Raw genomic sequence first — 25,688 nt, 5'->3', positions numbered from 1 at the left:
CGAAATCCGGGCGCGGTAGTCGGCATGCCAACTCGCGGCCGCCCGACGCACGCCCGGCTTGACGCGTGTGCGGCCCCGCCGCTACCTTGAAATCGAGACAGATCAGTCTCGATTTTGGCCCGATGGAGGCGAGTCGAACATGGTTGCGCAGGCACTGGACGTGCGGGAAGCCGTCCAGATCGTCGAACGATTGGCACAGGCGAAAAGCCGACAGGACGTAGCGGCCACAATGGCCGTGTACCACCCGGACGCCGTACTCGAATCGCCGTCGCTCGAATCCCATTACGCCGGGACCGAGGTCGAGGGCGCGATCAGGGGATGGTTCGCGTTCGCGCCCGACTACGAGGTCCGGCTTGACGGCCACGGGCTCGATGATGAGACCCTGTGCTGCTGGGGCCAGATCACTTTCACTCCGGCGTTCACCTTCAATGGCGCAGTGCCGAACGGAAATCGGGTCTCGGTGCCGGTCTTCATTCTGTTCCGCTTCCGGGACGGCCGGGTGAGCTGGGAGAGCTTCCACTTCGACGTCGCCGGGGTCGCCCGTCAGTGCGGCGTCGACGCGAGCGCCCTGGTGCGGGCGTCATGATCGTCGGCGCTCGCCGGCCGAGCACTACCACCATGCGCGCGGCCCGGCACGAGAACTGGGGATCGCCACTGGAGATCGCCGACGTCGAACGGCCGGAGCCCGCCGCGGGTGAAGTCCGTATCGCGGTGCGGGCGACCAGCGTGAACCCGATCGACATGCACACCGGCAACAATTCCGGCTATGAGCAGTCCATGCGGCTGCCCTGCATCCCCGGGTGGGACGTCGCCGGTGTGGTGGATGCGGTCGGCTATGGAGTGACCCGCTACGCCGTGGGCGACCGCCTCTACGGTCTGGCCTCGTTCCCCTATCCCGCGGGCACGTACGCCGAATACATGACCGTGCCCGCGTATCAGCTTGTGCCGATGCCGAAATCGGCTTCCTTCGCAGAGGCGGCGTGCTTGCCGATGGCCGCGCTGACGGCCTGGCAGATGCTCGACGCGGTCGGGGCACGCGCCGGTCAGCACGTGCTGATCAGTGGCGCCTCCGGCGGCGTGGGTCACCTCGCGGTGCAGTTGGCGGTCGCGCGCGGCGCCACGGTCACCGCCCTGGTGCGTCCCGATCACCATGCCGCACTGCACGAATTGGGCGCGCACACCTGCGTGGACTACACCGATCCGGACGCTGTCGCGGCAATCGGGAAGGTCGATGCGGCGATCGATCTGGTCGGATTCGATTTCGGCGCTTCGCTGTTCGACCGCGTGACGCCCGGAGGCGCGATCGCCTTGGCGACCGCATGGTCGGTCAAGGGATACCAGGCCGCCGCGGCGGAGCGAGGTATCCGCGCGGCCTCGTGCCTGGTGGAACCCGATCCCACGGCCCTCGCGGCCCTCGCGGAGCTGGTCGATTCGGGCGCGGTCCGCGTCGTCGTCGGCGCCGAGTTCGATCTCACCCAGGCCGCCGATGCCCAGCAGTGGGTCAAGGACCGGCGTGGCTTCGGCAAGACCGCGATCACGGTGAAGGCACCGGAGCGAGCGTGACCGAAAAGCCCAGGCAGCTGCGCGGAATCGCGGTGCGCGACAAGCTTGTCGGCATTGCGACCGACCTCTTCTACGACAACGGTGTACGTGCCATCGGTGTCGATGAGGTGGTGCGACGGGCGGGGATGGCGAAGGCGAGCCTGTATCGCTGGTTCCCCACCAAGGACGACCTCGTTCTCGCGGTACTGCAGCAGCGCGATGACCGGTTCTGGGCCCGCTGGGACCAGACCGCGTCGCGCCACGCCGACGCACGGGCCGAACTCGACGCCCAGCTCGCCTGGATCCAGGACGTCGCGACGCGAGAGGGCTACCGCGGCTGCGCTTTCGTCAACACAGCCGCGGAATTCAGCAATGCGCAATCGGAGCAAATCCGGCAGCGGTGCGCCGAGCACGAACACGAACTCGCGCGACGGCTCCGCGCGCTGACGGCGCGGCTCGGCGTCGCGGACGGCGATCGGCTCGCCGATCAGCTCCACCTCGCCATCGTCGGCGCCTTCGCGGTCGGCGGGATCTACCCGACCGGCGGACCGGCCATCCGCCTCAGGGCATTGGCCGAGGACCTGATGGACGGCCGCCGGCCGGCGACCTGACACTGCCCGCGAGGCGGCACCATTTCGACGGCCGACCGAGTCGGCGGGGATCGTTGCCCTGCCGACGGTCCGCGCCGGGACTTTTCTGGATCGTCGACCGAATTCCATTGCCGCACAGGGCCCACCGGGTCACTGGGCGCGTTCCGTCGGGAACTGAACATCAGTCGAGAACTGCTGCCGAACTCGCGACCGAGGACCCTGGTGCTCGACCAGTCGCAATTCGGTCATTGCTATTTTGCAGCGCGCGATAGCCGAAGTAGTACACGACCATTTGGGAGGCCCATGCGGTCAGGGCCAGGATGTAGAAGATCGTGTGGTGCTCATCGTCGCCGGGTATGCGGTAGAAGTCGTACATCCCGGCGATTGTGGCTGCCGCGGCTGAGACGGCCGCTACCGCAATCGCGTTACCGCGCTCACCGATGTTCCACAGCCGCCACGCGAAATAGAGCAGGAACAGGGTGGTCAGGGCGTTCATCACGACATAGAAGATGGCCCCGGCGAGCCCGAGTTCACCGGCGAAGAAGGACATGACCAGTCCACCTGCGATGGCCAGCCCGAAGACGCCGATATCGACGGCGAGCGAAGGCTTGAACCCGTGGGTGACCTGCATCAGACCCAGGACGAGAATCACGGTGATTCCGACCGACCGGGAGAACGCGTCGAAGAAGAATGCGAGGTGATACATCGGACTGGTTTCGTTGGCGCCGACCAGCCCGTAAATGAGGAAGTTGGTTCCCGAGGTCGCGACGATGATCCATTCGAGGCCGAGTAAGTAGTTTCCGTAGTTCCGGATGAACTTCCAGCCGGTGGTGAACCCGGCGACGATCATGAGGAGATCGGCGAGTGCATACAGTGCGGTTTTGAGATCCATGACCAACCTTGTTCCGAGGCTCGATATTTGACGTGTCGATGAACCGGCGCCTAGTGCGAGACCTCGAAGATCTCCTCGCGCGGGGTGCCGACACGTTCGAGGGCCTTGTAGAACCGCTCCGGCTCGGCCCATTCCTCAGGCGTGAATACCCCGGCGCGGGTTCCGGGTTGTTCGTCGAGTGCCACCACCATGAACGCGGCGCACGCCGTTCCCGTCGCCGCGGCCATATCGGTGAACAGGTAGGTGCCAGGTCCACTCACAGGGGTACGGCGGGTGACCACCGTTGGCAGGCCGTTTCGGAGTCCGGTCACCTCGACCTTCAGGGCGGTCTTGTGGGGGAAGGTATGGCCCACCGCCGCCAGGGCAAGGAACTTGATCAGCTCGGTACGCGTCGTCTCCCCGGTGCGCACGAGGTTCCACATTCCGGAGAGGGCGTTGCGCCAGCCCTCGACGCTGCCGAACTTGTTGGTCATCAGAGCTTCCAGGAAGTCGATGGCCTTCTCCATGGGCATCTTCCCCGTCTGCACGGCCAGGCCGACGCCGCGGACCATGCCGTTGTAGGGTGCTGGATCCAGACCGCCGAAGCAGCGAATGTTCTTGGCATCCGGGTACTTTCGCGGCAAGGTCACCGGCTCCGGGTGAGCGGTCTCGTGCACCATGGTCAGCCCCAGTCCGGCACCCAGCTCCGCCCAGCGGGTCTCCAGCCAGGACTGGTGCAACACCGGTCCGCCGTTCTCCCAGGTCATGCAGGGGCCGGCGGCGACCCGCAGCATATGGTCGAGAACCGCGCGGCCGATGGATCCGCGCTCATCGCCGACTACCCAGTACACGTCGATGTTCTCGACCCTGTCCAGCTCGCCGGCCGCGTCGGCCACCAACACGTTGGTGAAGCCGGGCGACGCACCGCAGCCGATGTACATCGGTACTCCGGCCGCTCTGGCGTCGTCGTGCAAGGACAGCGCGTGCAGGGTGCTCTCGATATCGTCGTCGAAATCGAGATAGGGCACCTTGGCCTCCAGGCACGCCTCCATCACGGGACCTGCGGTGCGGATGTATGGACCGGCACCGAGTACCACCAGCGCGGCCCCCTCGATGGCCTTGCGAAGCCCTTCGCGGTCGTACAGGTCGAGCCGTGCGGCGGTCGCCAGACCGGACGGCAGCCGCTGCACCAGCTGATCGAGCAGCTCGGGACGGATGTCGTAAAGGGCCAGTTCCCAGTCCCCATCAGCGACGGCGAACCGTTCAATGGCGAGCCGACACATCTCTCCTGCGGCCCCGATGAAGACAATTCGCTTGGTGCCCATGGTCGTACTCCTGTGGATCGAGGGCCGCATGCGGTCCAGGTGGTAATACTCGTAGTCGATTCGAGTTCGAGTTTGACTTCGAGTCGAAGCTAGTGCGAAGGCGCGCTCGGCGCTACCCGTTTACCGAAATTGTTACGGCCTCATCGAAAACGTAACGGGCCGTCGGGTTCGAACTCGACGGGCTCGACGGGTCCGAGAACCAGCGGTCGAACGCGCCGGACGCCCACCTCCGACGGCACGCCGTAGCGGTTCGTCGCCTCGGCCCGGCGACGCCCCGCACGGCGAGCCCGTAGGAGATCCCGCCTGGCTCCTCAGCCGGGGTGCGCTCGCCGCGACTCGCAGATCACCGACTCCGGATCGGCCGCCGGCCTACACACGGGGGTGGTGTGGGACCTGGTCTCCGAGCTCTGCCCGGTGGTGCGGGTGAGCGGTGTCCGCCGGTTCGGTACACAGCGTCTCCAGGGCGGTGGTCATCGCGGTGACAATGGATTCGACGGTGGGGTGGTCGAAGAGTTCGGCGGCGTAGACCATTTCGCCGTGGATCCCGGCCTGGTCGCCATCGGGGGTGTACTCCTCACGCAGGTTGAGCAGGAGTTCCCAGGGGATGTGGCGGACCGGGACCGGGCGGTGGCGGATGGTCAGTTCGGCTCCGGCTGTGGCGATTTCGGCTCCGCGAAGGTAGGTGACCATGACCTGGAAAAGCGGGTGATGGGTTCGGGAGCGGGGTGGGTTGAGGAGTTCGACGAGGTTGTCGAACGGGAACTCCTTGTTGTCGTAGGCGGCGAGAACCCGTTCGCGGACCTGTTGGACGAGGTCGGAGTGGGGCGGGTCGCCGGAGAGGTCGACGCGGACGATCGCGGTATCGACTACGCAGCCGACCAGGTCCTGCAGGCCCTCGGCGTCGCGGGCACTCAGGGCGACGCCGATGGGCAGGTCGGGGCCCGCGCCGCGGTCGTACAGGGCGAGGGCGAGGGCGGTGTGGACGAGCATGTAGATGCTGGCGCGGTGGGTGCGGGCGGCGCGGGCGAGGGCGCGGTGGGTGGCCGCGTCGAGGTGGACGGGGACGGCTGCCGCGGTGTTCTCCCGGCGTTCGGCGCGCGGACGATCAGTGGGTAGCACCGGATCTGGTGGCAGCCCGTCGAGTGCGGTGCGCCAGTAGCGCGCCTGCCGGGCCAGCAGGCGGCCGTGCGCGTCCCCGGACTCGAGCAATCGCCTCGACCACAGTGTGTAGTCTGCGAACTGTGTTGCCGCAGTGGACCATTGGGGCGCTTGTCCGGTAGCACGGGCACGGTAGGCGGTGAGCAGGTCCCGCTGGATCACAGGCAGGGATTCGCCGTCGGCGGCGACATGGTGGATTACGCCGAGCAGGATGTGGTGCTCGGGGCTCGAGCGGTAGAGGCGGATGCGCAGAGGTGTTTCCGTGGTGAGGTCGAAGCCCCGTCGCAGCTCGGAATCGATTGCACTATCGACGTTTTCGCCGCTGGAGATATCCACAACCCGGAAGTCCGGCCGTGCGGACTCGATCGGCAGGATGCGTTGGATGGGACCGTCCAGGACGTACGGCAGCACGGTGCGCAGGATTTCGTGCCGTTCGACCAGATCATTCACGGCCGCTCCCACCGCCGGGATGTCGAGCGGACCGTGCAGTTCGAGTCCGGTGGTGATCAGATAGTCGGGGCGGTTGCCGCTGAGATAATTCACGGTCCACAGCCCCTGCTGGATGGGCGTGAGCGGGATCGGGTCCGTTCGGCGCACGGCGGCGATGTCGACTGTCCCGAGTGACAGGGGGCTGTGCGGGAGATCCCCGGTTCCGCGGCGTTCGAGGGTCTGGTCGAGGGCGGCGACGGTCGGCGATTCGAACAGATCACGCAGTGACACCGCGACTCCGAGCGCGGACCGCAAGCCCGCGACTATGCGGATCGCGGACAGCGAGTTGCCGCCGAGCGCGAGGAAGTCATCGGTGAGTCCGACTTCCACCACACCCAGCGCTCGCGCGAACGTGGTCGCGATGACCTGCTGCCGTGGTGTGCGAACGGGAACGCGCTCACCGGCCACGGGCATGGGCAGCGCGCCGACATCGAGCTTGCCGATGGGGGTCAGCGGCAATTCGTCCATGGCCACGATGGCCGAGGGCACCAGATACGAGGGCAGGGTTGTGGCCAGCCGGGTGCGCAATGCGGCGGTATCGACGGCGCCGTCCCCTACGAGGTGGGCGATGAGCGACTGTCCGCTCGCGGCCCGGCGCGCCGTGACGATCGCCGCGGTGATGCCGGGCTCGCGCAGGATGGCCGCCTCTACCTCTCCCGGTTCGACGCGAAAACCGTTGACCTTCAACTGCCGATCGGCACGGCCGAGGAAATGCAGCAGGCCGGCGGTATCCCAGCGCCCGAGATCACCGGTGCGGTACATCCGCCCACCGGCGGCGTCGAACGGGTCGGCGACGAACCGCTCCGCGGTGCGCGCCGGTTCGCGGTGGTAGCCGTTGGCGAGTCCCGCGCCGGACAGGTAGATCTCACCGGTGACCCCGGCGGGTACCGGTCGCAGCGCCGAGTCCAGTACCGCGACACGGGTATTGTCGGCCGGGCGTCCGACCGGGACCGGCCGGTCCGGCGACATGTCGTCCGGGAGCGCAAAGCTGAGCACGAAGCTGGTCGCTTCGACCGGCCCGTACAGATTTCTCACCACGGGTGGGTGCTCGCCGCGCCGTACGGCCGCGGCGGCGTGCGGCGGCAGCACATCACCGGCGGACGCGATCATCCGCAATGCGGCGAGCTCGTTCGGAATTTGCTCGGCCAGTATGTGAAACAGGCCCGGCGACAGCATGATCGAGGTGACCCGGCCAGCGCGCAGTACCTCGCTGTAGTCGTGCACATCGAGGACGCCGGAGCGCGCGAGCACCACGGTGTGACCATTGAGCAGCGGCAGCCACATCTCCCACACCACCATGTCCCAGGTGTAGGGCAGATGCATCAGCATCCGCTGATGCCCGTCGTCCCGGCCGATCCGATCGCGGGCGCGCGTCACGATATTGCGGTGGGTGACCTCCACGCCCTTGGCCGCACCGGTCGATCCGGAGGTGAACATGAGCGTGGCCACGGTATCGGCCGGCACGGCGACGCCGAGATCGCTGTCGTCGAACTCGGTTGCCGCACCGTCGAGTTCATGTATCACCAGTTCGGCACCGGTGAACGCCAGCAGCCGCCGCACGTGCGCGGGCGGGTAGCGGTCGCTGAGCGGTACGCATACCGCGCCCAACTTGGCGATGGCGAGAAAAACGACCACGAGATCGACCGAGCGCGGCAATGCGATGCCGATCGGCACGCCCGGTCCCGCACCACGGGCGCGCAGCCAGCGAGCGACCTGATTGGCGCGCGCGTTCAACTCGACGTAGGTGAGCTCCGCACCGTCGCACCAGAGCGCGACATCGTGTGCGTGCGCCCGTACGGTCGACTCGAAACACTGTGCGAGCCCGCCATTCTCGATATCGGCCGTCGCGCCGCGTCCGGCGGCGAGCAGTTCGGCGCGGTGCGCGGGCGGCAGCAGGTCGAGCCGGCCCACCGGGGACTGCCGCGGTGCGGTGAGCGCCGCCGCGGCGACGAGGATGCGCGACCACAGCTCGTCGACCTCGGTGAGGGCATCGACCTGTTCGAGCTGCACCGCGATTCGGAAGGTCAGCGCCCCCGCAGCGGGCTCCACGATGACGGTCAGCGGGAAATGTGTTCCGCCGACAACATTCACGGAGGTCACCCGCAGGTCCGCGTCCGGATCGTCGAGCAGAGCGGTATCGATGGGGAAGTTCTCGAAGACGAGCGAGGTGTCGAACAGGTCGCTCGCGCTCGCCGCCGCCAGGATGTCGGGCAGCCCGAGATGGTCGTGCTCCATCAACGCCACGCGTTCCCGCTGAATCCGGACCGCGAGTTCGATCGGCGTCTCCGACATGCGCGAGCGCACCCGCAGCGGCACGGTATTCATGAGCAGTCCGACGGCGCCGTCCAGATCACCGCCATCGCGGCCGGAGACGGTGATGCCGAAGACGACGTCATCGCTTCCGGTCAGATTCGACATCACCAGCGCCCACAGCGCCTGGATCATCGAGTTGAGCGTCAGCCCGTGCGCCGCGGCCTGTTCGCGCAGCGCGGTGACCGTGGCGGCGGGCAGGATGAAGCTGCGCTCCTCGGGCCTCCGCCACCGCCGCTGGTCGGCCCGCGCGACCTTGCACGGTTCGGCTCCGGTGAGGGCCTGGGCCCAGGCCCGGCGAGCACCGTCGCGGTCCTGCGCCGCGGACCATTCGAGGAATGCGGTGAACGGTGTGGCAGCGGGCAATTCGAGGCCGCGGTAGCCCAGCAGCAGTTCACGGAGCAGGATGCCCAGCGACCAGCCGTCGAGCAGCGCATGGTGGTGTGTCACCAGCAGGGTGGCGGAGTTCGGCCCGGTGCGAACGAGAGTGACCGTGAGCAGCGGACCCACCAGCGGCTCCGGGTGCGCGTCCTCGGCGCGCACCCGCTCCAGCGCCTCGTCACGCCGGCCCGAAGTCGGATCGTCGAGATCCACTACCCGCCAGGGCAACTCGATGTCAGCGCGAATCTCGTATTCCGGCATATCGCCATCCACGACGAACCGGCCCAGCAGGTGCGGATGTCGATCGAGCACCGCGCGCAGGGCAGCGCTCAGCCGCTCCGCGTCGATCGGGCCGTCCACCGTCAGCACAACCTGTATGAGATAGGGGTCCTCGCCTTCCCCGCCCTGGTACAGCGAGTGGAACAACAGCCCGGCCTGCAAGGGCGTCGCGGGCAGGAAGGTACGGCCGTCGCGCATGGCGAGCGGGCTCACCGCCGCCCGGGCGGGCACCGGCGGAGGCATCCCGACCGTGCGCGCCAGCGCACGAATACTCTGGTGTTCGAACACATCCCGCGGTGTGATCGCGAGCCCGGCAGCACGGGCCCGGTCCGACAGCCGGATGGCGAGGATGCTGTCCCCGCCGATGGCGAAGAAACCGTCGTCGACGCCGAAACCCTTGTGCCCGAGCACTTCCTCGAACACGGGGCGCAGCCGTGCCTCGGCATCGCCACGCGGCGAACCACCGTCGGCGGGTGCCGTGCCATCAATGGTGAGCGCGCGCAGAGCGCGTTCGTCGATCTTGCCGTTGGAGGTCGTCGGGATGGCGTCGACCGCCACGATGATGGACGGAACAGCATGTGCGGGAAGCCGTTCGGCGATCGCGGTGCGCACCGCGCCGATATCGATACCCGGGCCGGCGACATAGGCGGCCAGCCGCCGGTCGCCCGGCCGGTGTTCCACGACCAGCACCACCGCCGCACGCACCGCCGGGAGTGCGCACAGGGCGGCCTCGATCTCGCCCGGTTCGATGCGGAAGCCACGGATCTTCACCTGCCGGTCGGCTCGCCCGAGGTATTCGAGTGTCCCGTCCTCGGTCCACCGCGCCACATCGCCGCTGCGATACATGACGGCGCCGGGTCCGCCGAAGGGATCGGCCGTGAAGCGCACGGCGGTGCGGCCCGGCTGACGCAGATATCCCGCGGTGACGCCGGGACCGGCTACGTAGAGCTCACCCGGCACCCCGGGGGCGGCGGGTCGCAGCGCGGCGTCGAGGATGTACACGGCCAGATCCGGTATAGCCGTGCCGATTTCGCCGGCCGACGCGACACCGGTCAGCGGCGTTCCGGTGGTGAACACCGTCGTCTCGGTAATGCCGTACATATTGACCAGGCGCGGCGCCCGCGGATCATGCCGCGCCCACCACTCGGCCAGCCGCCACGGCTCCACCGGCTCACCGCCGAACAGCACGTAACGCAGTGCGAGCCGGTCACTTTCGGCCCGCCGGCTCGCCTCGGCGTCGACCAGCATGCCGAAGGCGGAAGGCGTCTGATTGAGCACCGTGACTCGTTGCGTCACCAGCAGTTCGAGAAATTCACGCGGCGATCGGGCTGTCTCGGCGTCGACGATGACCAGCTTGCCGCCGTGGCCCAGCGCTCCCCAGATCTCCCACACCGAGAAGTCGAATGCGGCGGAGTGGAAAAGGGTCCAGACATCATCGGGCCCGAACTCGAACCACGGCCGGGTCGCGGTGAGCAGCCGGACCACATTCGCGTGTGTGACGACCACGCCCTTCGGGCGGCCGGTCGTTCCGGAGGTGTGAATCACGTAGGCAGGCAATTGCGGCGACCGCGGCACAGCGTGTTCGCTCGGAACGACCTGCAACGGGTCCCCGATGCGCAGGACGGGCGCGGCCGAGATCCCCTCCGGGAGTTCGACTCCGGCACCGGTGAGTACGAGCGCCGGTGCGGCATCGTCGAGGACCGCACGCAGCCGTCCCGGCGGATAGCTCGGATCGAGCGGTACATAGGCCGCACCCGCGCGCAGCACCGCGATGATGGCGACGATCAGATCCATGGAGCGCGGTAGTGCGAGGCCGACGAATTCCCCCGGGCCGACGCCGTATCCGGTAATGATCCGGGCCAGTCTGCGAGCCCGCTCGTCGAGCTCGGCATAGGTGAGCTGCTCGTCGCCGTGCACCACGGCGACGGCCCCACCGTTCGCGGCCACCATGCGGTCGAATCGATCGACGAGTGTTTCGGCTACCTCGTCGGTGACCGAGGGCCCGGCCGGATCCGGTGTGGGCCGCAGCATGCCGAGCGGGAGTTCCTCCGGGGCCACGGCCAGGGCGGCAACGGTCTCGGTGAGCCGGTGGTGGTGCGCGGCGAGGTCGCGCTCGGAGTACCGCAGCGTCGTCGATTCCAGCACCACCGACAGCGCCGGATCGCCGTTGTCGTAGACGCTGATGTTCAGATTGTCGGAGCGTCCGGCCGCCAAATGCCGCAGGGAGGCGGATTCGGATCCGAAGCGCAGATCCTTCTGCATGGGCATCACATTGACGGTGGGCCCGAGGATGCCGCCTTGGAGCCCGCTCCCGCCCAGGTCGGCGAGCATATCGCCGTACTGGAAACGCTGGTGGCGCAGGATGATCAGGGATTCGGCGCGCACGGCGGCGAGGAGCTCGCCGAGGGTGGCGGCCGGATCGACCGTGATCCGCAGCGGCAGGATGTTCGCCGTCATACCGAGTGCGTGCCGAGAGCGCTTGGCGGGCACCGCCAAACCGACAGTGACCGTGCGCGTGCCCGAATCCGCGTGCAACAGCAGCGCGATGGCGGCGAGCATCCACACCGGCCACGGGGTCCCGGTGGCATCCGCCCGGGCGCGCAGTGTCTTCCACTCGGCTTCGGCGAGCACTCCGGCCTGCCGCAGGTACCGATTGCCGTCCGCGGCCGCCGGCGCGGCGGCGAACTGCGGTGGCTCGTGGGACCCGCCGATGGCGAGCCGCTGCGCCCAGAATTCGCGGTCGGCCGCGAACCGCGTGGAAGTCCGGAACCGCTCGTCCTCGGCGACCAGATCCGCCACCCGGTCGAACACCGATTCCTCCACCGGACATCCGTCGAGCAGCGCGGTGTAGGTGTCGGCGACACGCCGGATGAAGGCGGCCGAGGACGCCCCGTCGAGCACCACGTGATGCGAGCGAATGAACCACAGCGTGCCCGCCTCGCCCACATCGAGCAGATGGTGTTCGAACAGCGGCGCGCGCCCCAGGTCGAACGGCCGCTGCAGGGCCGCCTCCATGAACCGCAACGCCTCCCCGTGCGCGTCCGCCGCGCCGCGGAAGCTGTTGCGGTGCAAGGGCCAGTCCGGCACCTCTTCCACCACCTGCACGAGCGAACCGTCGGCCTCGGTGTCGAAGCGCACGCGCAATGATTCCGCCCCGGCGGTGACGAGGCGCAGTGCCCGTTCGAACACCTCCTCGTCGAGCGCGCCGTGAATCTGCACGTAGCCGCCGACGATCAGACGCTGCCCGGTGGCGTCGAGTTGCTGTGCGACCCAGACGTGTTGCTGCGCACGTGTCAGCGGTAGGCGCCGGGTCATGCTAGCTCCTCGATGGTCGAGTGTGGATGGCGGGCGATGGCGGTCAGCAGTTCCCGCATGGTGGCCCCGATCTCGGCCACCTGTGACTCATCGAAAACATCTCGGAGATAACCGATTCGAACTCTCAACTCGAGTCCCGGATCGACGGTGACCGACAGCGGATAGTGGGTGGCGTCGGTGAGTTCGAGGCGCCCGCCGGTCACGCCGTCGAGGGTGGCGACCGCGGCGGTGAGTTGCTCGGCGTCCACCGGATAGGACTCGAAGACCAGCACCGTGTCGAACAGCAGGTCGCGCAGGCCGGCGGCGGCGTGGATCTCACTCAGCCCGAGCTGGTGGTGTTCGATCATTTCGGCCTGTTCGACCTGCACCGCGCGCAGCAGATCCGCCACGGGCATGCGCGGACCGAATTGCACACGCACCGGCACGGTGTTGATGAACAGTCCGACAATGGATTCCACGCCGGGCAGTGCGGCGGGCCGACCGGAGACGGTCGCGCCGAAGACCACGTCACCGCGTCCGAGCCTGCGCCCCAGCAGAATTGCCCAGACCACCTGCACCACGGTGTTGACAGTGACACCGATGTCGGCGGCGGTCACGACGAGTGCGCCGGTGGTCTCCGCATCGAGAGACCACCGGTATTCCCCTGTCGTGACCGTACTTTCGCGGAAGCGGGTGGGCGGGGCGACCAGGGTCCGCTCGGCCACACCGTCCAGGGCTCGCTGCCAGGCCCGAGTGGATGCGGCCGCGTCCCGGTCGTGGTTCCAGGCGAGGTAGTCGCGGAAGGATCCGTCCGGCGCGCGCAGCGGCACACCGGCGTAGAGCGCCAGCAGATCGCGCAGTACCAGCGGCACCGACCAGCCATCGAACAGGATGTGGTGGTAGGTCACGATCAGCACCGGCTCCGCCTCCGCGACACGCGCGAGCGTGAAGCGCAGCAGCGGTGGTCGGGCCGGATCGAATCGACGTGCACGCTCCTGTGCCGCCAGCGCCACGAGATCGTCCACCGTGGCCAGATCCACTTCACGCCACGGCAGTTCGGCTGTTTCGGGCACCACCTGCATGGGCTTGCCCGAATCGTCGAAGACGAAGGCCGCGCGCAGGTTCGCATGGCGCTGCAGGATGTCCTGCCCGGCCCGTCGCAGCCGATCGCGGTCGATCGCCCCACCGGGTCGCACCACCGTCTGCACGTTGTAGACGTCGGCGACGCCGGAAGCGGACGGCATGGCCATGACAGCGTGGAGCAACAACCCCGACTGCAGCGGTGTGAGTGGCCACACGTCGGTGAGCCGGCCGTAATCCCGCTCCCAGCCGGTGATGTCGTCACGGCTCACCCGCACCAGCGGGAAGTCCGACGGCGTGTGCCCGCCCGCGCGTTCATCCCGGGCGTGCGTGGCGATGGCTCCCAGCGCGGTCACCCACAGCCGCGCCAGCTCCGAGACCGCCACCTCGTCGAGAAGCGTGGTGGGATAGGTGAATCCGGCGCGCAGCCGGGTGCCCGTCACGATCGCGTTCACCTCGATGGCGGCGGCCGCGGGCAGGTCCGGGTCCGGGTCGGCATCCGGTGTCGCGAGCACCTCCGCACCGCGGTCGTCGACGCGGCCCAGGTAGTTGAAGGCGACCTGCCCGGGCATCGCCGCCGGGAGCTGCTGGGCGGCACCGGGATTCAGGTAGCGCAGCAATCCGTAGCCGATTCCGTGATCGGGGATGGCACGCAGCTGTTCCTTGATCGTCTTGAGCAGGGCACCGGTCGCATCGGTCCCAGCCAATGCCGCCTCGATATCGATCCCACCGATATCGAGCCGAACCGGGTACAGCGAGGTGAACCAGCCGACGGTGCGGGACAGGTCCGCGCCCGGCGCGACCTGTTCCTCGCGCCCGTGGCCTTCCACCCGCAGCAGCGAGACCGGAGCGTGCCTGCCCCGCCGGGCACGCCAGACCGCGAGCGCGACGGCCAGCGCGGCGATCAGGACCTCGTCGGCACCCGCATGGAAGCGTGCGGGAACGGTCCGCACGAGCGCCTCGGTCACCGTTTCGTCCGCGGTGACTTCGACCGTCGCGAGCCGGGCGGCGGTATCGACGGCGGGGTCCAGCGGCCGGGAGCCCAGCAGGGGATCCGGTGTCGCGCAGACCTGCCGCCAGAAATCGAGCTCGGCGACCCGATCCGGTGCGTGCGCGGCGTCGACCAGGCTGTGCGCCCAGCGGCGCATGGAGGTTCCGACCGGATCCAGCCGCGGCACGACGCCACTCGCGGCATTCGCGAGGGCCGCGAACAGGTCGGGCAGCAGGATGCGCCAGGACACGCCGTCGACGGCGAGATGGTGCACGGAGATGATCAGCCGACCCGGCACGCTCCCCCGCTCGGCATCGAGCCGGACGAACTGCGCCATCACCCCGGCGGCCGGATCGAGGCGATCCAGCGCGGCGTCGAGTTCCGCGGCGATGAGCTCTCGCAGGGTATCGGCGTCCGCGGCATCCTCGAAGGTGCCGCGGTGCACCAGTTCCGACGCGTCCAGCGCATGCGTCGGCATGGTTTCGAGTCGCCATTCGCCGGAGTCGTCGCGGAACAGCCTGCTGCGCAACATGTCATGGCGGTCGATCAGCGCCGAGACGGCCTGGATCAGGGCGTCGTGCCCGGTCCGAGCGGGCAGTTCGACGGTGACGGTCTGATCGACCCGGCGGAAGCCGCCGCCACGTTCGGTCAGCCACCGGACCACGGGCGTCAGCGGCATTGCGCCGATCCCGCCGCCGGGCAATTCGGGCAGCAGGCGCGGCGCGCCGGCAGCCGCCTCCGGTGTCCTTGCCACAGCGGCGATCCCGGCCACGGTCCGGCGCTCGAACACCTCGCGCGGCGTGAAGTGCAGGCCGCGAGCCCGCGCCCGCGAGGCCAGCTGAATGGAGATGATGCTGTCCCCGCCGAGCGCGAAGAACGAGTCGTCCACACCCGGCCGGTCGACGCCGAGCACCTCGGTGAAGAGCTCGGCCACCACCTGTTCGGTGGGGGTCTGCGGGGCCCGATCCGAGCGCGACACCAGGACGGGGTCGGGCAGTGCGGCCACGTCGAGCTTGCCGTTGCCGGTCAGCGGCAGCGTATCGACCGGCACGATGGCGGCCGGTCGCATGTAGACGGGAACACGCTGTGCGATATGCGTTTCCAGTGTCTCGACCGCGAGCGCATCATGAGTGCCGGGTACCACGTAGGCGATCAGGCGTGCCGATCCGGAATCACCGGTCCGGGCCACGACGACCGCCCGGGCCACCGACTCGTGTTCGAGCAGCGCGGCCTCGATCTCCCCCGGTTCGATGCGGTAGCCGCGAATCTTCACCTGCTGGTCGCTACGGCCGAGGTATTCCAGCTGCCCGTCGCCATTCCAGCGCGCCAGATCACCGGTGCGATACATGCGGGTGCCGGGTGCACCGAACGGATCCGCCACGTAGCGCTCCGCGGTGGTCGCGGCGCGGGCGCGGTAACCACGGGCGAGCTGGGCTCCCGCGAGATAGATCTCGCCGCGCGAGCCGACAGGCGTCGGCCGCAGCCACGAATCCAGCACGCGCACAGTCATTCCCGGTAGGCCACGACCGACAACGCTGGCAGTTGCCGACCCGGCGTGGGCACGGTCCACCGCGAAGTGTGTGGCGTGCACGGTCGCCTCGGTGATGCCGTACAGATTCGAGATCCGGACCTCCCCGGCCGGATCGGTGTCGTACCACGCCCGCAGGAGACGCGGATCCAGGGCTTCGCCGCCGAGCACGATATGCCGTAGCGCGGGCACGACGGCGCGGCGCAGGCCGGTGTCGAGCAGTGCGCCGAAGGCCGAGGGTGTCTGGCTCAGCACCGTAATACCGTCGCGGGCCATGAGTTCGGCGAACTCGTCGGGTGAACGTGTCACGTCGGCGTCGGCGATGACGAGCGTGCCACCACTCGCGAGCGCTCCCCACATCTCCCATGCCGAGAAGTCGAAGGCGGGCGAGTGGAACATGGTCCACACATCGGTGTGGTCGGTATCGACCAGATCCCGCGTCGCGGCGAGCATGGCGACGACATTGCGATGCGTCACGCTCACGCCCTTGGGACGTCCCGTGGAACCCGACGTGTACAGCACGTAGGCGACATTGTCCGGGCCCGAGGCGACCGAGGCGACTTCGCCGCCGCTGCGGTCGACGCTGTCGAGTACCAGGTACGGCCGGTCGCCCGCGGGCAGTGCCGCCCGGTCGGCGGCGGTGGTCACGACGCAGACCGGGTTCGTTTCAGCGAGAATGAATTCGAGCCGTTGCGCCGGATTGCCGAGGTCGAGCGGGACGTAGCCCGCCCCCGATTTCAGCACTCCCACCAGCGTCACGATCAGCTCCACCGACCGTGAAACACCCACGGCAACCAGCGATTCCACGCCGACGCCGCGCGCCGCGAGAGCGCAGGCCAGGTCATCGGATGCCTCGTCGAGGTCCCGGTAGGTCAATACTCGGTCGCCGAATCGCACCGCGACGGCATCCGCACGCACCGCGGCCCGGGCGCGGAACAGGTCCACGAGCGTCACGTCCGGCACCGGCGCGGCGGGGCGCTGCCAGTCCCGCACCCGGCGGTGTTCCGCCTCGCCGATCGGATCGATGTCCGCCACAGCGGTATTCGGATTCGCGGCGAGCGCCGCCAGCACCCGGGTCAGCCGTTCGCCCAGTCGTGACACGGTCTCCGCGTCGAGCAGCTCGGGCCACCAGCCTGCCAGCAGGTGCAGGCGATCGGTCTGGCGGACAGTCAGCGTCAACGGGTAGTGCGTCGCCTCCCTGGACTCGAATCCGCCGATCGCCAATCCGGCGAATGCGAGGGCATCCGACCGCAGTTTTGCCTCGTCGACGGGGTAGGACTCGACGACCAGCAGCGTGTCGAACAGGTTCCGCTCACCGGCATCGGTCTGTGCGCCGATATCCGGCAGGCCCAGGTGGTGGTGGGCCGTGAGTTCGAACTGCTCACGCTGTACTCGACGCAGCAGCGCGCCCACGGACTCGCCCGGGGCCAGCCGAATGCGCACCGGGATCGTGTTGATGAACAACCCAACGATGTTCTCGACACCCGCGAGGTCGGCGGGGCGGCCGGAGACCGTGGTGCCGAAGAGGATATCGTCGCGATCGGTGGTGCGCGCGAGCAGGATTGCCCAGGCCGCCTGCACGACGGTATTGATCGTCACCTCGAACTCGGCCGCCAGGCCGATCAGCGCCCGGGTCTGCGCCTCGTCCAGGTCGAACGCCCGCTCCTGGGGCAGTCCGGTGGGGGCGTACACCGCGGCGGTGTCCGCGAGCAGCGTCGGCTCGGTGACCCCGGCCAGCGCCTCGGCCCACACCCGCCGGGAACGTGAGTCGTCCTGCCGGGCGAGCCATTCCACATAGCGGCGGTAAGGAGGCGGGGGTTCGACCGCGAAACCGGCGTAACCGGCCATGATCTCACGCAGCAGCAGCGGGATGGACCAACCGTCGAGGAGCACGTGGTGGCAGGTCACGGCGAACCGGGTCCGCCCGTCGCCGAGACGGAGAAGCAGGAAGCGCAGCAGCGGCGGGGCGGTGAGGTCGAACGGCATCGTCCGTTCGGCGGCGAGCAGGCGCTCGCCGGCGCCGGTCGCCCCGGACAGGTCGACCTCGCGCCAGGGCAGGACCACATCACCGGTGACGATCTGGACGGGCGTCCCGGCGGCGTCCACCTCGAAGGCGGTGCGCAGGTTGGCATGTCGCTCCAGCACGGCCGCCGCGGCCGACCGCAGCCGCGACGCGTCGACCACGCCCTCCAGGCCCAGCACGAGCTGCACCGTGTACACGTCGACCGCGTCCGGATCGAACAGGGCGTGGAACATCATGCCGGACTGCAGCGGCGTCGTCGGCCACACCTCGCTCAGCGTCGGGTACCGCTGTTCCCAGACGTCGATATCGCCCTGTGTGACGGACACGAGGGGGAAGTCGGACGGGGTGTGTCCGCCGCTGGTACGGGGATCGCGCGCGTGCCGCGCCACGGCGCCGAGCGCCGCACGCCACAGCTCGACCAGTTCCTCGCCCGCGGCCTCGCCGAATATGCCACGCGCATAGCCGAAGCCGGTCACCAGGCGGTGGCCGAGGACAATGGAATCCACTTCCACCGCACCCAGCGCGCCACGGCCGGCGTCGGGACGAACGGCCAGCATGCCGAATTCGGTGGAGGGCAGGAAGCCGATTCCGGCGAGTTCCTCCGGAATGTCGAGGCCGGCGATGTGCCCGAAGTAGTTGAACGAGATCTCCCCCGGCTCGCCCGGCGGCAGTGCGGCGGCGGTGTCCTCGTTCAGGTATCTGAGCAGGCCGTAGCCGAGGCCATTGTGCGGCGCTGCCCGCAGCTGTTCCTTGACGGCCTTGAGGGCGACTCCCATGGCCGGGCCGCCGCCGAAGGCGTCGTCGAGATCCACTCCGGTCAGGTCCAGCCGTGCCGGGACGATGGAGGTGAACCAGCCGACGGTGCGCGACAGTTCCGTCCCGGGCACGGCGTCCTGTTCGCGGCCATGGCCTTCCAGGCGCAGCAGCACCGACCGCTCGTCCTCGCCGCGCCGCGACCGCCAGCGCGTCACCGCCAGCGCGAGCGCCGTCAGCAGCGCGTCCGCGACGCGGGCCCGGTAGCGGTCCGGAATGACGGTGAGGATGGCGGCGGTATCGCGTTCGTCGAGTTCGACGAAGGTGTGCGCCACGTCGGCTGCCATATCGCGGTGTGGATCGAAGGGCCGCTCGCCGAAGGACGGCGCCGGGCCCTCGACGATCTCGCGCCACAGCGGCAGCTCGGCGGTGAGCGCCTCGGTGTGCGCGGCGTCGACGAGGGCGTGCGCCCATCGGCGCATGGATGTTCCGACCGCGGGCAGCCGCGGGGTGTTCCCCGCCGCGACCGCGGCCCACGCGGCAATGAAGTCGGGCAACAGGATTCGCCAGGAAACGCCGTCGACGGCGATGTGGTGCGCGGCGATGACGAGCATTCCGGGGGCGGTGCCCGAATCCGGTGTCAGCCAGACGAACCGCAGTACCGCGCCGGCGGACGGGTCGATCCGGTCGATGGCCGAGTTCAGTTCGGCTTCGGCGAGTGCCCGGAGTTCCTCACCGGCGAGGTCGGCGGCATAGGCAACCTGGTGGATGAGGGAGTCCACATCGACGCTGCCCGGCGGCGTGACCCGCGCATGCCAGTCCCCCGAGCCGTCGCGGTAGAGCCGCGAGCGCAGCATGTCGTGGTGATCGACGACCGCGGAGAGGGTGGAAACCAGTGCGCCGCGGTCGATTCCGGTCGGCAGGTCCAGGGTCATGGACTGGCAGAAACGATCGAAGGTGCCGCCGCGCTCGACCATGAACCGGAGGATCGGGTTGAGCGGCAGTTCGCCGACACCGCCGCCGGGCAGTTCGGCGAGCGGCGGAATCTCCTCTCCGCCCGCGGTTTCGGCGATGGCCGCCAGGCGGGCGACGGTGCGGTGCTCGTAGACCTGTTGCGCGGTCACCGCGATACCGCGCGAGCGTGCCCGCGACACCAGCAGGATCGACATGATGCTGTCGCCGCCGAGCCCGAAGAAGGAGTCGTCGACACCGATGCGGTCCCGGCCGAGCACCTCGGCGTAGGCGGCAGCGAGCGCGGTTTCGGTGTCGGTGCGCGGGGCCCGGAAGGCCACCGTCTCGACATCGGGTGCGGGCAGGGCCTTTCGATCCACCTTGCCGGAACGGTTCACCGGCAGCTCGGGAAGACCGATGATCACGGCGGGCACCAGGTGCCTGGGCAGTACCGCACGCAACCGCTGGTCCAGAGCGTCCGGATCGATGGTGTGCCCGGCGGCCGGGGTGACGTAGGCGATCAGGCGACCACCGGCCCCACCGGTATGGTCGGCGTCCTGAACGATGGCAACTGCCTGCGCCACGGATTCCTGTGCGGCGAGCACCGATTCGAGCTCGCCGAGTTCGATGCGCACGCCGCGCAGCTTCACCTGGAAGTCGCTGCGGCCGAGGTACTCCAGCTCGCCGTGACCGGTCGACCGCACGATGTCACCGGTGCGGTAGAGCCGCTGCCCGGCATCACCGAACGGGTCGGCGATGAAACGTGCGGCGGTGTGCCCCGCCCGGCGCACATAGCCGCGCGCGAGCGTCGCGCCACCGAGATAGAGCTCGCCCGGCACGCCCGCCGGAACCGGCATGAGAAAGGCGTCCAGCACGTGGGCACGGACATGCCACGCAGGTGCTCCGATGGGTACCGCGGCAGTGTCGTTCGCGCCGATCGCGTGCCGGGTGACGGCGATTGTCGCCTCGGTCGGACCGTAGAGATTGTCGTAGCGCGCGCCCGGAGCGACAGTCGGCAGCGCCGCGGCGAGTGCGGGCGTGAGCGCCTCACCGGCGAGCAGTATGCGACGCACACTCGGTGGCATCGGCGCGGCCACCGCCTGCCGGTGCGCCGCGAGCGTGGACGGCGTGAACTGCACCGTGGTGACATCGTGCTCGATGATCGCTCTGGCCAGCGCGTTCGGATCGCCGTGCGCACCCGATCCGTCGACTACGAGCCGGGCACCGACGGTGAACGGCCACAGCACTTCCCAGGCCGAGACGTCGAACGTCAGGGCGGTCTTGCGCACGACGGTGTCGGCGTCGTCGAGGCGGTGCAGGTGCTGCATCCAGGCGAGATGAGTGCAGACGGCCGCGTGGGTGACGCCCACGCCCTTCGGCTGCCCGGTGGAGCCGGACGTGAACAGCACGTACGCCAGGTTTTCCGGACGCAGCGGGGCGATGCGGTCGTCATCGGTGACCGTGGCACCCGACTCGGCGGCCAGGTCGAGTTCGTCGATGTGGATCACCCGGACGCCATCGGGATCGTCGAATCCGTCCCGCCGCGTGGTGAGGACGCACACCGGCTGCGCGATGTCGAGCACCTGGGCATGACGCGAACGCGGATGCTCCGGGTCCAGCGGCAGGTACGCGGCACCGGTTGCCAGCACCGCGTGCACCGCGAGGATCTGTTCGGCCGATGGCCCGAAAGCGAGCGCCACCACTTGTTCCGGCCCGATGCCGAGGGTAATCAGCTTGCGCGCCAGGCGATTCGAGTCGGTGTGCAGGTCCGCGTAGGTCATGCGGGTTTCGCGTCCGACGATCGCCACCGCCTCGGGCGACCGGGCCGCCTGCTCGGTGAACAGAGCCGCGAGTGTCGTGGACGCCGTGACCACGTCGGCGGGGGGACTGCCGATGAGGCGCTCGATCTCCCCCGAGGCGGCGATATCGATCCGGGCGATGGGCGCATGCGGCGTACGGACCAACTGCTCCAGCAGCCGAATCAGCCGGTCGCGGTGCGAACGATGCGCTCCGGGAACGGCAATCCGCCAGCCACCGGCCGCCTGATCATCGACGCATACGGTGAACTCGTCCCCGCCCCCGAAACACTCGGTCACCGCTGCCGTGCCGAAGCCGTCGATCACGGCACCGCCGAGCATTCGTACCGCGAGCGGCCACTGCCCCTGCACCGGCGAATTCGCCCAGGGCTCATCGATATCGGGAATGAACCTGAGTCGCCGTGCCTTGCGCAGCTCCCGCCCCACCTGTTTGGCGATCGCGTAGAACCCGGCCTGGGCCGTGACCAGAATCCGCAGCGGCACAGTGGTTTCCCCGGTATCGAGTGCGACCACGCACTCCCCCGCGGACGCCAAGCGAGACGCGTAGACGGCCAACGCGGCCAGCACCACCGCGGGCGCACCGGCCCCGCACACACGCGCGGCCCTGGTGAGTTCCGCCGATGCTCCCACCGCAGCCCAGACCGCCTCACCCGGAGTACCGCCGGTAGGACGCGCGATACCCGCGGCGGGAGGTTCGGGCCGGGCGGCGTCGGCGAGAGTTTGCTCCCAGTAGTCCCGGTCGGCGGACCACGCGCCCGATTCGCGGTATCGGCGTTCATTTTCCAGCTGGTCGGCTGTCGTACCGAACGGTGGATTCGCCCCGGGAGTCGTGGGCGCGCCGTCCAGGAGATCACGCACCCGGGCGAGAATCGCAAGCGCTCCCGGCTGGTCGTTGACCAGGCGGTGATAGCGCTGATACCAGCCGAGCCGGCCATCCGGGAATCGGAAGACGGCCTGCCGGTACAGCGGCCCGTGCGCGATATCCATTCGGCACGCACGTTCTTCGGCGATCCACTCGGCGACGAAATCTCCCGCACCGCTCCCGTCGACGCTGAGCACGGCGGTCGGCACGGGCGGGTTCTCGCACACCTGGATCGCACCGGCGTCGGCACGGAACCCACTGTGCAGCACCGGGCATTCCGTCATCACGGTGTCGATCGCCTGACGCAGCAGCTCCGCGTCCACCCGGCCGGTCAGTTCGATGTAGAGGTCGACATAGCGATCACCGGCCGCGAGGGCGGCGCGTTGCGCATCGCTCGGGACCTGCGGTCCGGTCGTCGCGGTGCGGGTGGTCTCAACGATAGTCATGGAATCCTTGTCCGGTCTTGCGGCCGAAATGTCCCGCGGCGACGAGCGTCGCGAGCGCGGGCGGAATGCGGTAGTGCTCCTCGCCGGTCTCGCGCCGCAGCACCTCGATGGTGTCGGCCACGTTGTCCAGGCCGATCAGGTCGGCGGTGCGCAGCGGACCCATGCGATGGCCGAGGCAGCGTTCGAAGAGGGCGTCCACCGTCGCGGCGTCGGTACCGGTGTCGAGGGTGGCGGCGGCTTGCGCGATGCTCAGCATGAGCAGGCGGTTGATGACGAACCCGGGGCGGTCGCCGACGACGAGCGATTCCTTGCCGAGAGCGGTGAGCAGTTCGGTGGCGCGCGCCATGGTGTCGGCCGAGGTCTGTGCCCCGCGAACGACTTCCACCGCATCGGTCAGCGGGGCCGGGTTCATGAAATGCAGACCGAGCACGCGATCGGGGCGACCGGTCGCGGCGGCCAGCCGGGCGATGGGGATGGCCGACGTCGCGGAGGCGAGCACGGCGTCGGCCGGGCAGACGCGGTCCAGTTCGACGAAGAGCTTCTCTTTCAATTCGATCCGCTCGACCGCGCACTCGATGACGAACTCGACCGCGCCGAGGTCATCGAGACGGTCGGTCCAGCGCACCCGGCGGGCAGCCTCGAGCGCCGTCCGCCGATCACCGCGGCCCAGCAGCAGCGCCAGGCGCACCGCTTCGTTCAACCCACGGCGCGCCCGCTCCACGGCGGCCGGATCGGGTTCGACCACAATGACATCGCGTCCCGCCTGCGCGAGGCACTGTGCGATGCCGGCGCCCATGGTGCCCGCGCCGATCACTGCCACGACTCCGGTCATCGGGTCACCTCCGCTTCCGCGATACAGCGCATCGCGATGTCCGGCACCGGATCATTCGGTGTCTCCAGCAGGCCGTGCAGCAGCCGGGTCAGATCCGAAAGCATCTGCTGCGCCGTCGATCCGTCGAAAAGTTCTGTGGCGTAAGCCAGTTTCAGGACCGCGCGGTCACCGGACTCCCGGTCGAGCGCCAGTTCCGCAGTGTCCGGCCGGGTGTCGCCGAACCAGATGGCCTCGGCACGGCCGTCGCCCTGGGCCGACGCGGCCAACTCCGCGGCGGTTCGTTCCAGCAGTTCGGCCCCGGTGGGTTCGCCGGCGAAGTCCACTCGGGCGGTACCGGCTGCCGAGCCGACCACGACGTCATCGGAGCCGGAGTACCAGCTCAGCAGTGCCGCCCAGGCGGCGAGCAGATCCGCATCGCCCGGCACGGCATCGAGCCGCTCGCGCACCGTCCCCGGCGTGTATCGGGCCGAGCCGGTTCCGCGCGGCCGGTCTGTCGGAATATCCAGTGCCACAGCCTGTTCCGTCGCCCGCATGCCGGCAGGCGACGGCACGGTGACGAGCAGCTCCTCGATCGACCGATCCGGAGCCGACTCCACGACCTCGGTGAGGATCCCGAGGTAGGCGGCGGCCAACCCCGCGGCGGTGCGCTGGGTGAACAGCTCGGTGCTGTACTCGAAGCAGGCCAGCATGTCGAGGTCGTCGCTGCGATCGTAGGTGATCAGGCTGAGGTCGAATTTTGCTGTGCCGGGCGGCAATCCGCCGAAGGCATTGTGGATGGTGTGCTCGGAGTCGAAGAACTCCGTCGCCCCGCCGCCGAGCGGGTTGACCGATCCGGCGCCGGTGAGGTCCTGGTGGACGTAGAGCACATCGAAGATCGGGGTGCGCGACATGTCGCGCTGATCGTCGAGGGCATTGACCACCCGCTCGAATGGGATCTCCTGATTCTCCAGCGCGCCCAGCACGATTCCACGCACTCGTTCGAGCAGATCGCCCAGCGTCGCGGGACCGGAGAGGTTGGCGCGCAGCGCGACGGTGCTGTTGAAGAAGCCGATGAGCCCTTCCAGCTCGCGGCGGGTGCGGCCGGTGGTCGGCGTGCCGACGACGAGGTCGCGCTGACCACTGCGCCGGGCGAGCAGCAGATAGAAGGCGGACAGCAGCACCACGAACAGCGACACCGACTCCCGCTTCGCGACCGTGCGGGCCGCGGCGAGCAGCGTCGCCGGCACCGTGAACGGCTCCAGCTCACCGGCGAACGTCTTGCGCGCCGGTCGCGGGAAGTCGGTGGGCAGCCGCAGTTTCGGCGCGCCACGCAGCATGTGCGTCCAGTATTCGAGCTCGTGCGCGAGCGCGCCGGAGTCGAGCAGCTCGCGGTGCCAGCGCGCGTAGTCGCGGTAGCGGATCGGCAGCGGTTCCAGCTCGGCCGGGCGCCCCTCCCGCCGGGCGGCATAGAGCACCGGAATCTCCCGCGCGAGAATCCCCGGCGTCTGGCCGTCGGTGACGCAGTGATGGCACACCACCTGCAGCACATGCATATCCGGAGCGAGCTCGACCACCAGCACCCGCACCATGGGGTCGCGGCCCAGATCGAACGGCCGGATCGCGGCCTCCCGGAGCAGCTCGCGCGCCCGGGCGATCGAATCGGCGGCACCGGACACATCGACGACCCTGAAGAACTCGCCGAGCGCGGGCCGCACTCGCACCGCCGGCACACCGTCGACCTCGACGAGGTTGTAGCGCAGCGGTTCGTGCCGCTCCGCGAAATCCTCGAATGTTCCCTTGACCGCATCGACGTCGATCGGCCCGCGCAGAACGTTGACCACCGGATAGTTGTAGAGCGTGGTGTCCGGAACAAGCTGATGGTGGAACCACATCCGTTCCTGCCCGGGCGACATGACCAGCTCGTCGGTGCGCGTAATGGCCGGCAGCCCGCGGGCTCCCGGCATCACCTCGGGCGCCGGGCGCGCCCCTTCCCGCAGCAGGTCCGCGAACTCGGCCACCTTGGGCCGCTCGTACACATCGAGCAGTTTCGGCCGAAACCCGAATGCCTCCTCCACCCGCTCGACCAACTGCACGGCAATGATCGAATTGCCACCGACGTCGAAATAGTCTTCATCCAGCCCGATTTCGGTCTCCGCGTGCAGCAGTTCGCGCAGCACTGCGCGCAAC

The 25,688-nt window shown here is 69.0% G+C and carries 9 protein-coding genes; 3 read left to right on the top strand and 6 right to left on the bottom strand.

From position 1 onward, the window contains the following. Positions 1-139 precede the first annotated feature (139 nt). Genes ACFXN1_RS32870 through ACFXN1_RS32860 form a run of 3 tightly spaced genes read left to right on the top strand, consistent with a single transcriptional unit; the run spans position 140 to position 2,153 of the window. The gene (locus ACFXN1_RS32870) at positions 140-586 is read left to right on the top strand and encodes a nuclear transport factor 2 family protein (RefSeq protein WP_379438382.1); all 447 of its coding nucleotides are present in this window, start codon (positions 140-142) and stop codon (positions 584-586) included. Beyond that, the gene (locus tag ACFXN1_RS32865) at positions 583-1,563 is read left to right on the top strand and encodes an NADP-dependent oxidoreductase (RefSeq protein ID WP_379438383.1); all 981 of its coding nucleotides are present in this window, start codon (positions 583-585) and stop codon (positions 1,561-1,563) included. Before ACFXN1_RS32870 ends, ACFXN1_RS32865 begins: the two co-directional genes overlap by 4 nt. Beyond that, positions 1,560-2,153 carry a TetR/AcrR family transcriptional regulator gene (locus ACFXN1_RS32860; RefSeq protein WP_379438385.1) on the top strand — a complete coding sequence of 198 codons (594 nt, stop codon included), beginning with the start codon at positions 1,560-1,562 and terminating at the stop codon, positions 2,151-2,153. Before ACFXN1_RS32865 ends, ACFXN1_RS32860 begins: the two co-directional genes overlap by 4 nt. A gap of 160 nt (positions 2,154-2,313) precedes the next feature. Here the strand turns inward: ACFXN1_RS32860 and ACFXN1_RS32855 are convergent, their stop codons facing one another. The 6 genes from ACFXN1_RS32855 to ACFXN1_RS32830 all read right to left on the bottom strand — a co-directional run. After that, positions 2,314-3,024, bottom strand: a complete 711-nt coding sequence (locus ACFXN1_RS32855) for a transporter (protein WP_379438386.1) — start codon at positions 3,022-3,024, stop codon at positions 2,314-2,316. Between the two features lie 50 nt (positions 3,025-3,074). Next, complete coding sequence (locus tag ACFXN1_RS32850) at positions 3,075-4,328, bottom strand: saccharopine dehydrogenase family protein (protein ID WP_379438388.1); 1,254 nt, start codon at positions 4,326-4,328, stop codon at positions 3,075-3,077. Between the two features lie 369 nt (positions 4,329-4,697). Next, positions 4,698-12,260, bottom strand: coding sequence for an amino acid adenylation domain-containing protein (locus ACFXN1_RS32845; RefSeq protein ID WP_379438390.1), 7,563 nt, complete (start codon positions 12,258-12,260; stop codon positions 4,698-4,700). Next, a complete protein-coding gene (locus ACFXN1_RS32840; protein WP_379438391.1) occupies positions 12,257-22,690 on the bottom strand; it encodes an amino acid adenylation domain-containing protein in 10,434 nt (3,477 codons plus the stop codon). Before ACFXN1_RS32840 ends, ACFXN1_RS32845 begins: the two co-directional genes overlap by 4 nt. Further along, entirely contained in the window at positions 22,677-23,522 is an 846-nt protein-coding gene (locus ACFXN1_RS32835; RefSeq protein ID WP_379438393.1) for a 3-hydroxyacyl-CoA dehydrogenase family protein, read from the bottom strand. Before ACFXN1_RS32835 ends, ACFXN1_RS32840 begins: the two co-directional genes overlap by 14 nt. After that, positions 23,519-25,688: condensation domain-containing protein (locus tag ACFXN1_RS32830; RefSeq protein WP_379463746.1), on the bottom strand; the 2,170-nt coding region annotated here is incomplete at its 5' end. The genes ACFXN1_RS32835 and ACFXN1_RS32830, both read right to left, overlap by 4 nt.

The sequence above is a fragment of the Nocardia sp. NPDC059154 genome (assembly GCF_042755705.1).
Lineage (GTDB): Bacteria > Actinomycetota > Actinomycetes > Mycobacteriales > Mycobacteriaceae > Nocardia.
Note: the sequence above shows the minus strand (reverse complement) of the source record. Positions and strands in the feature narration are given on the sequence as shown.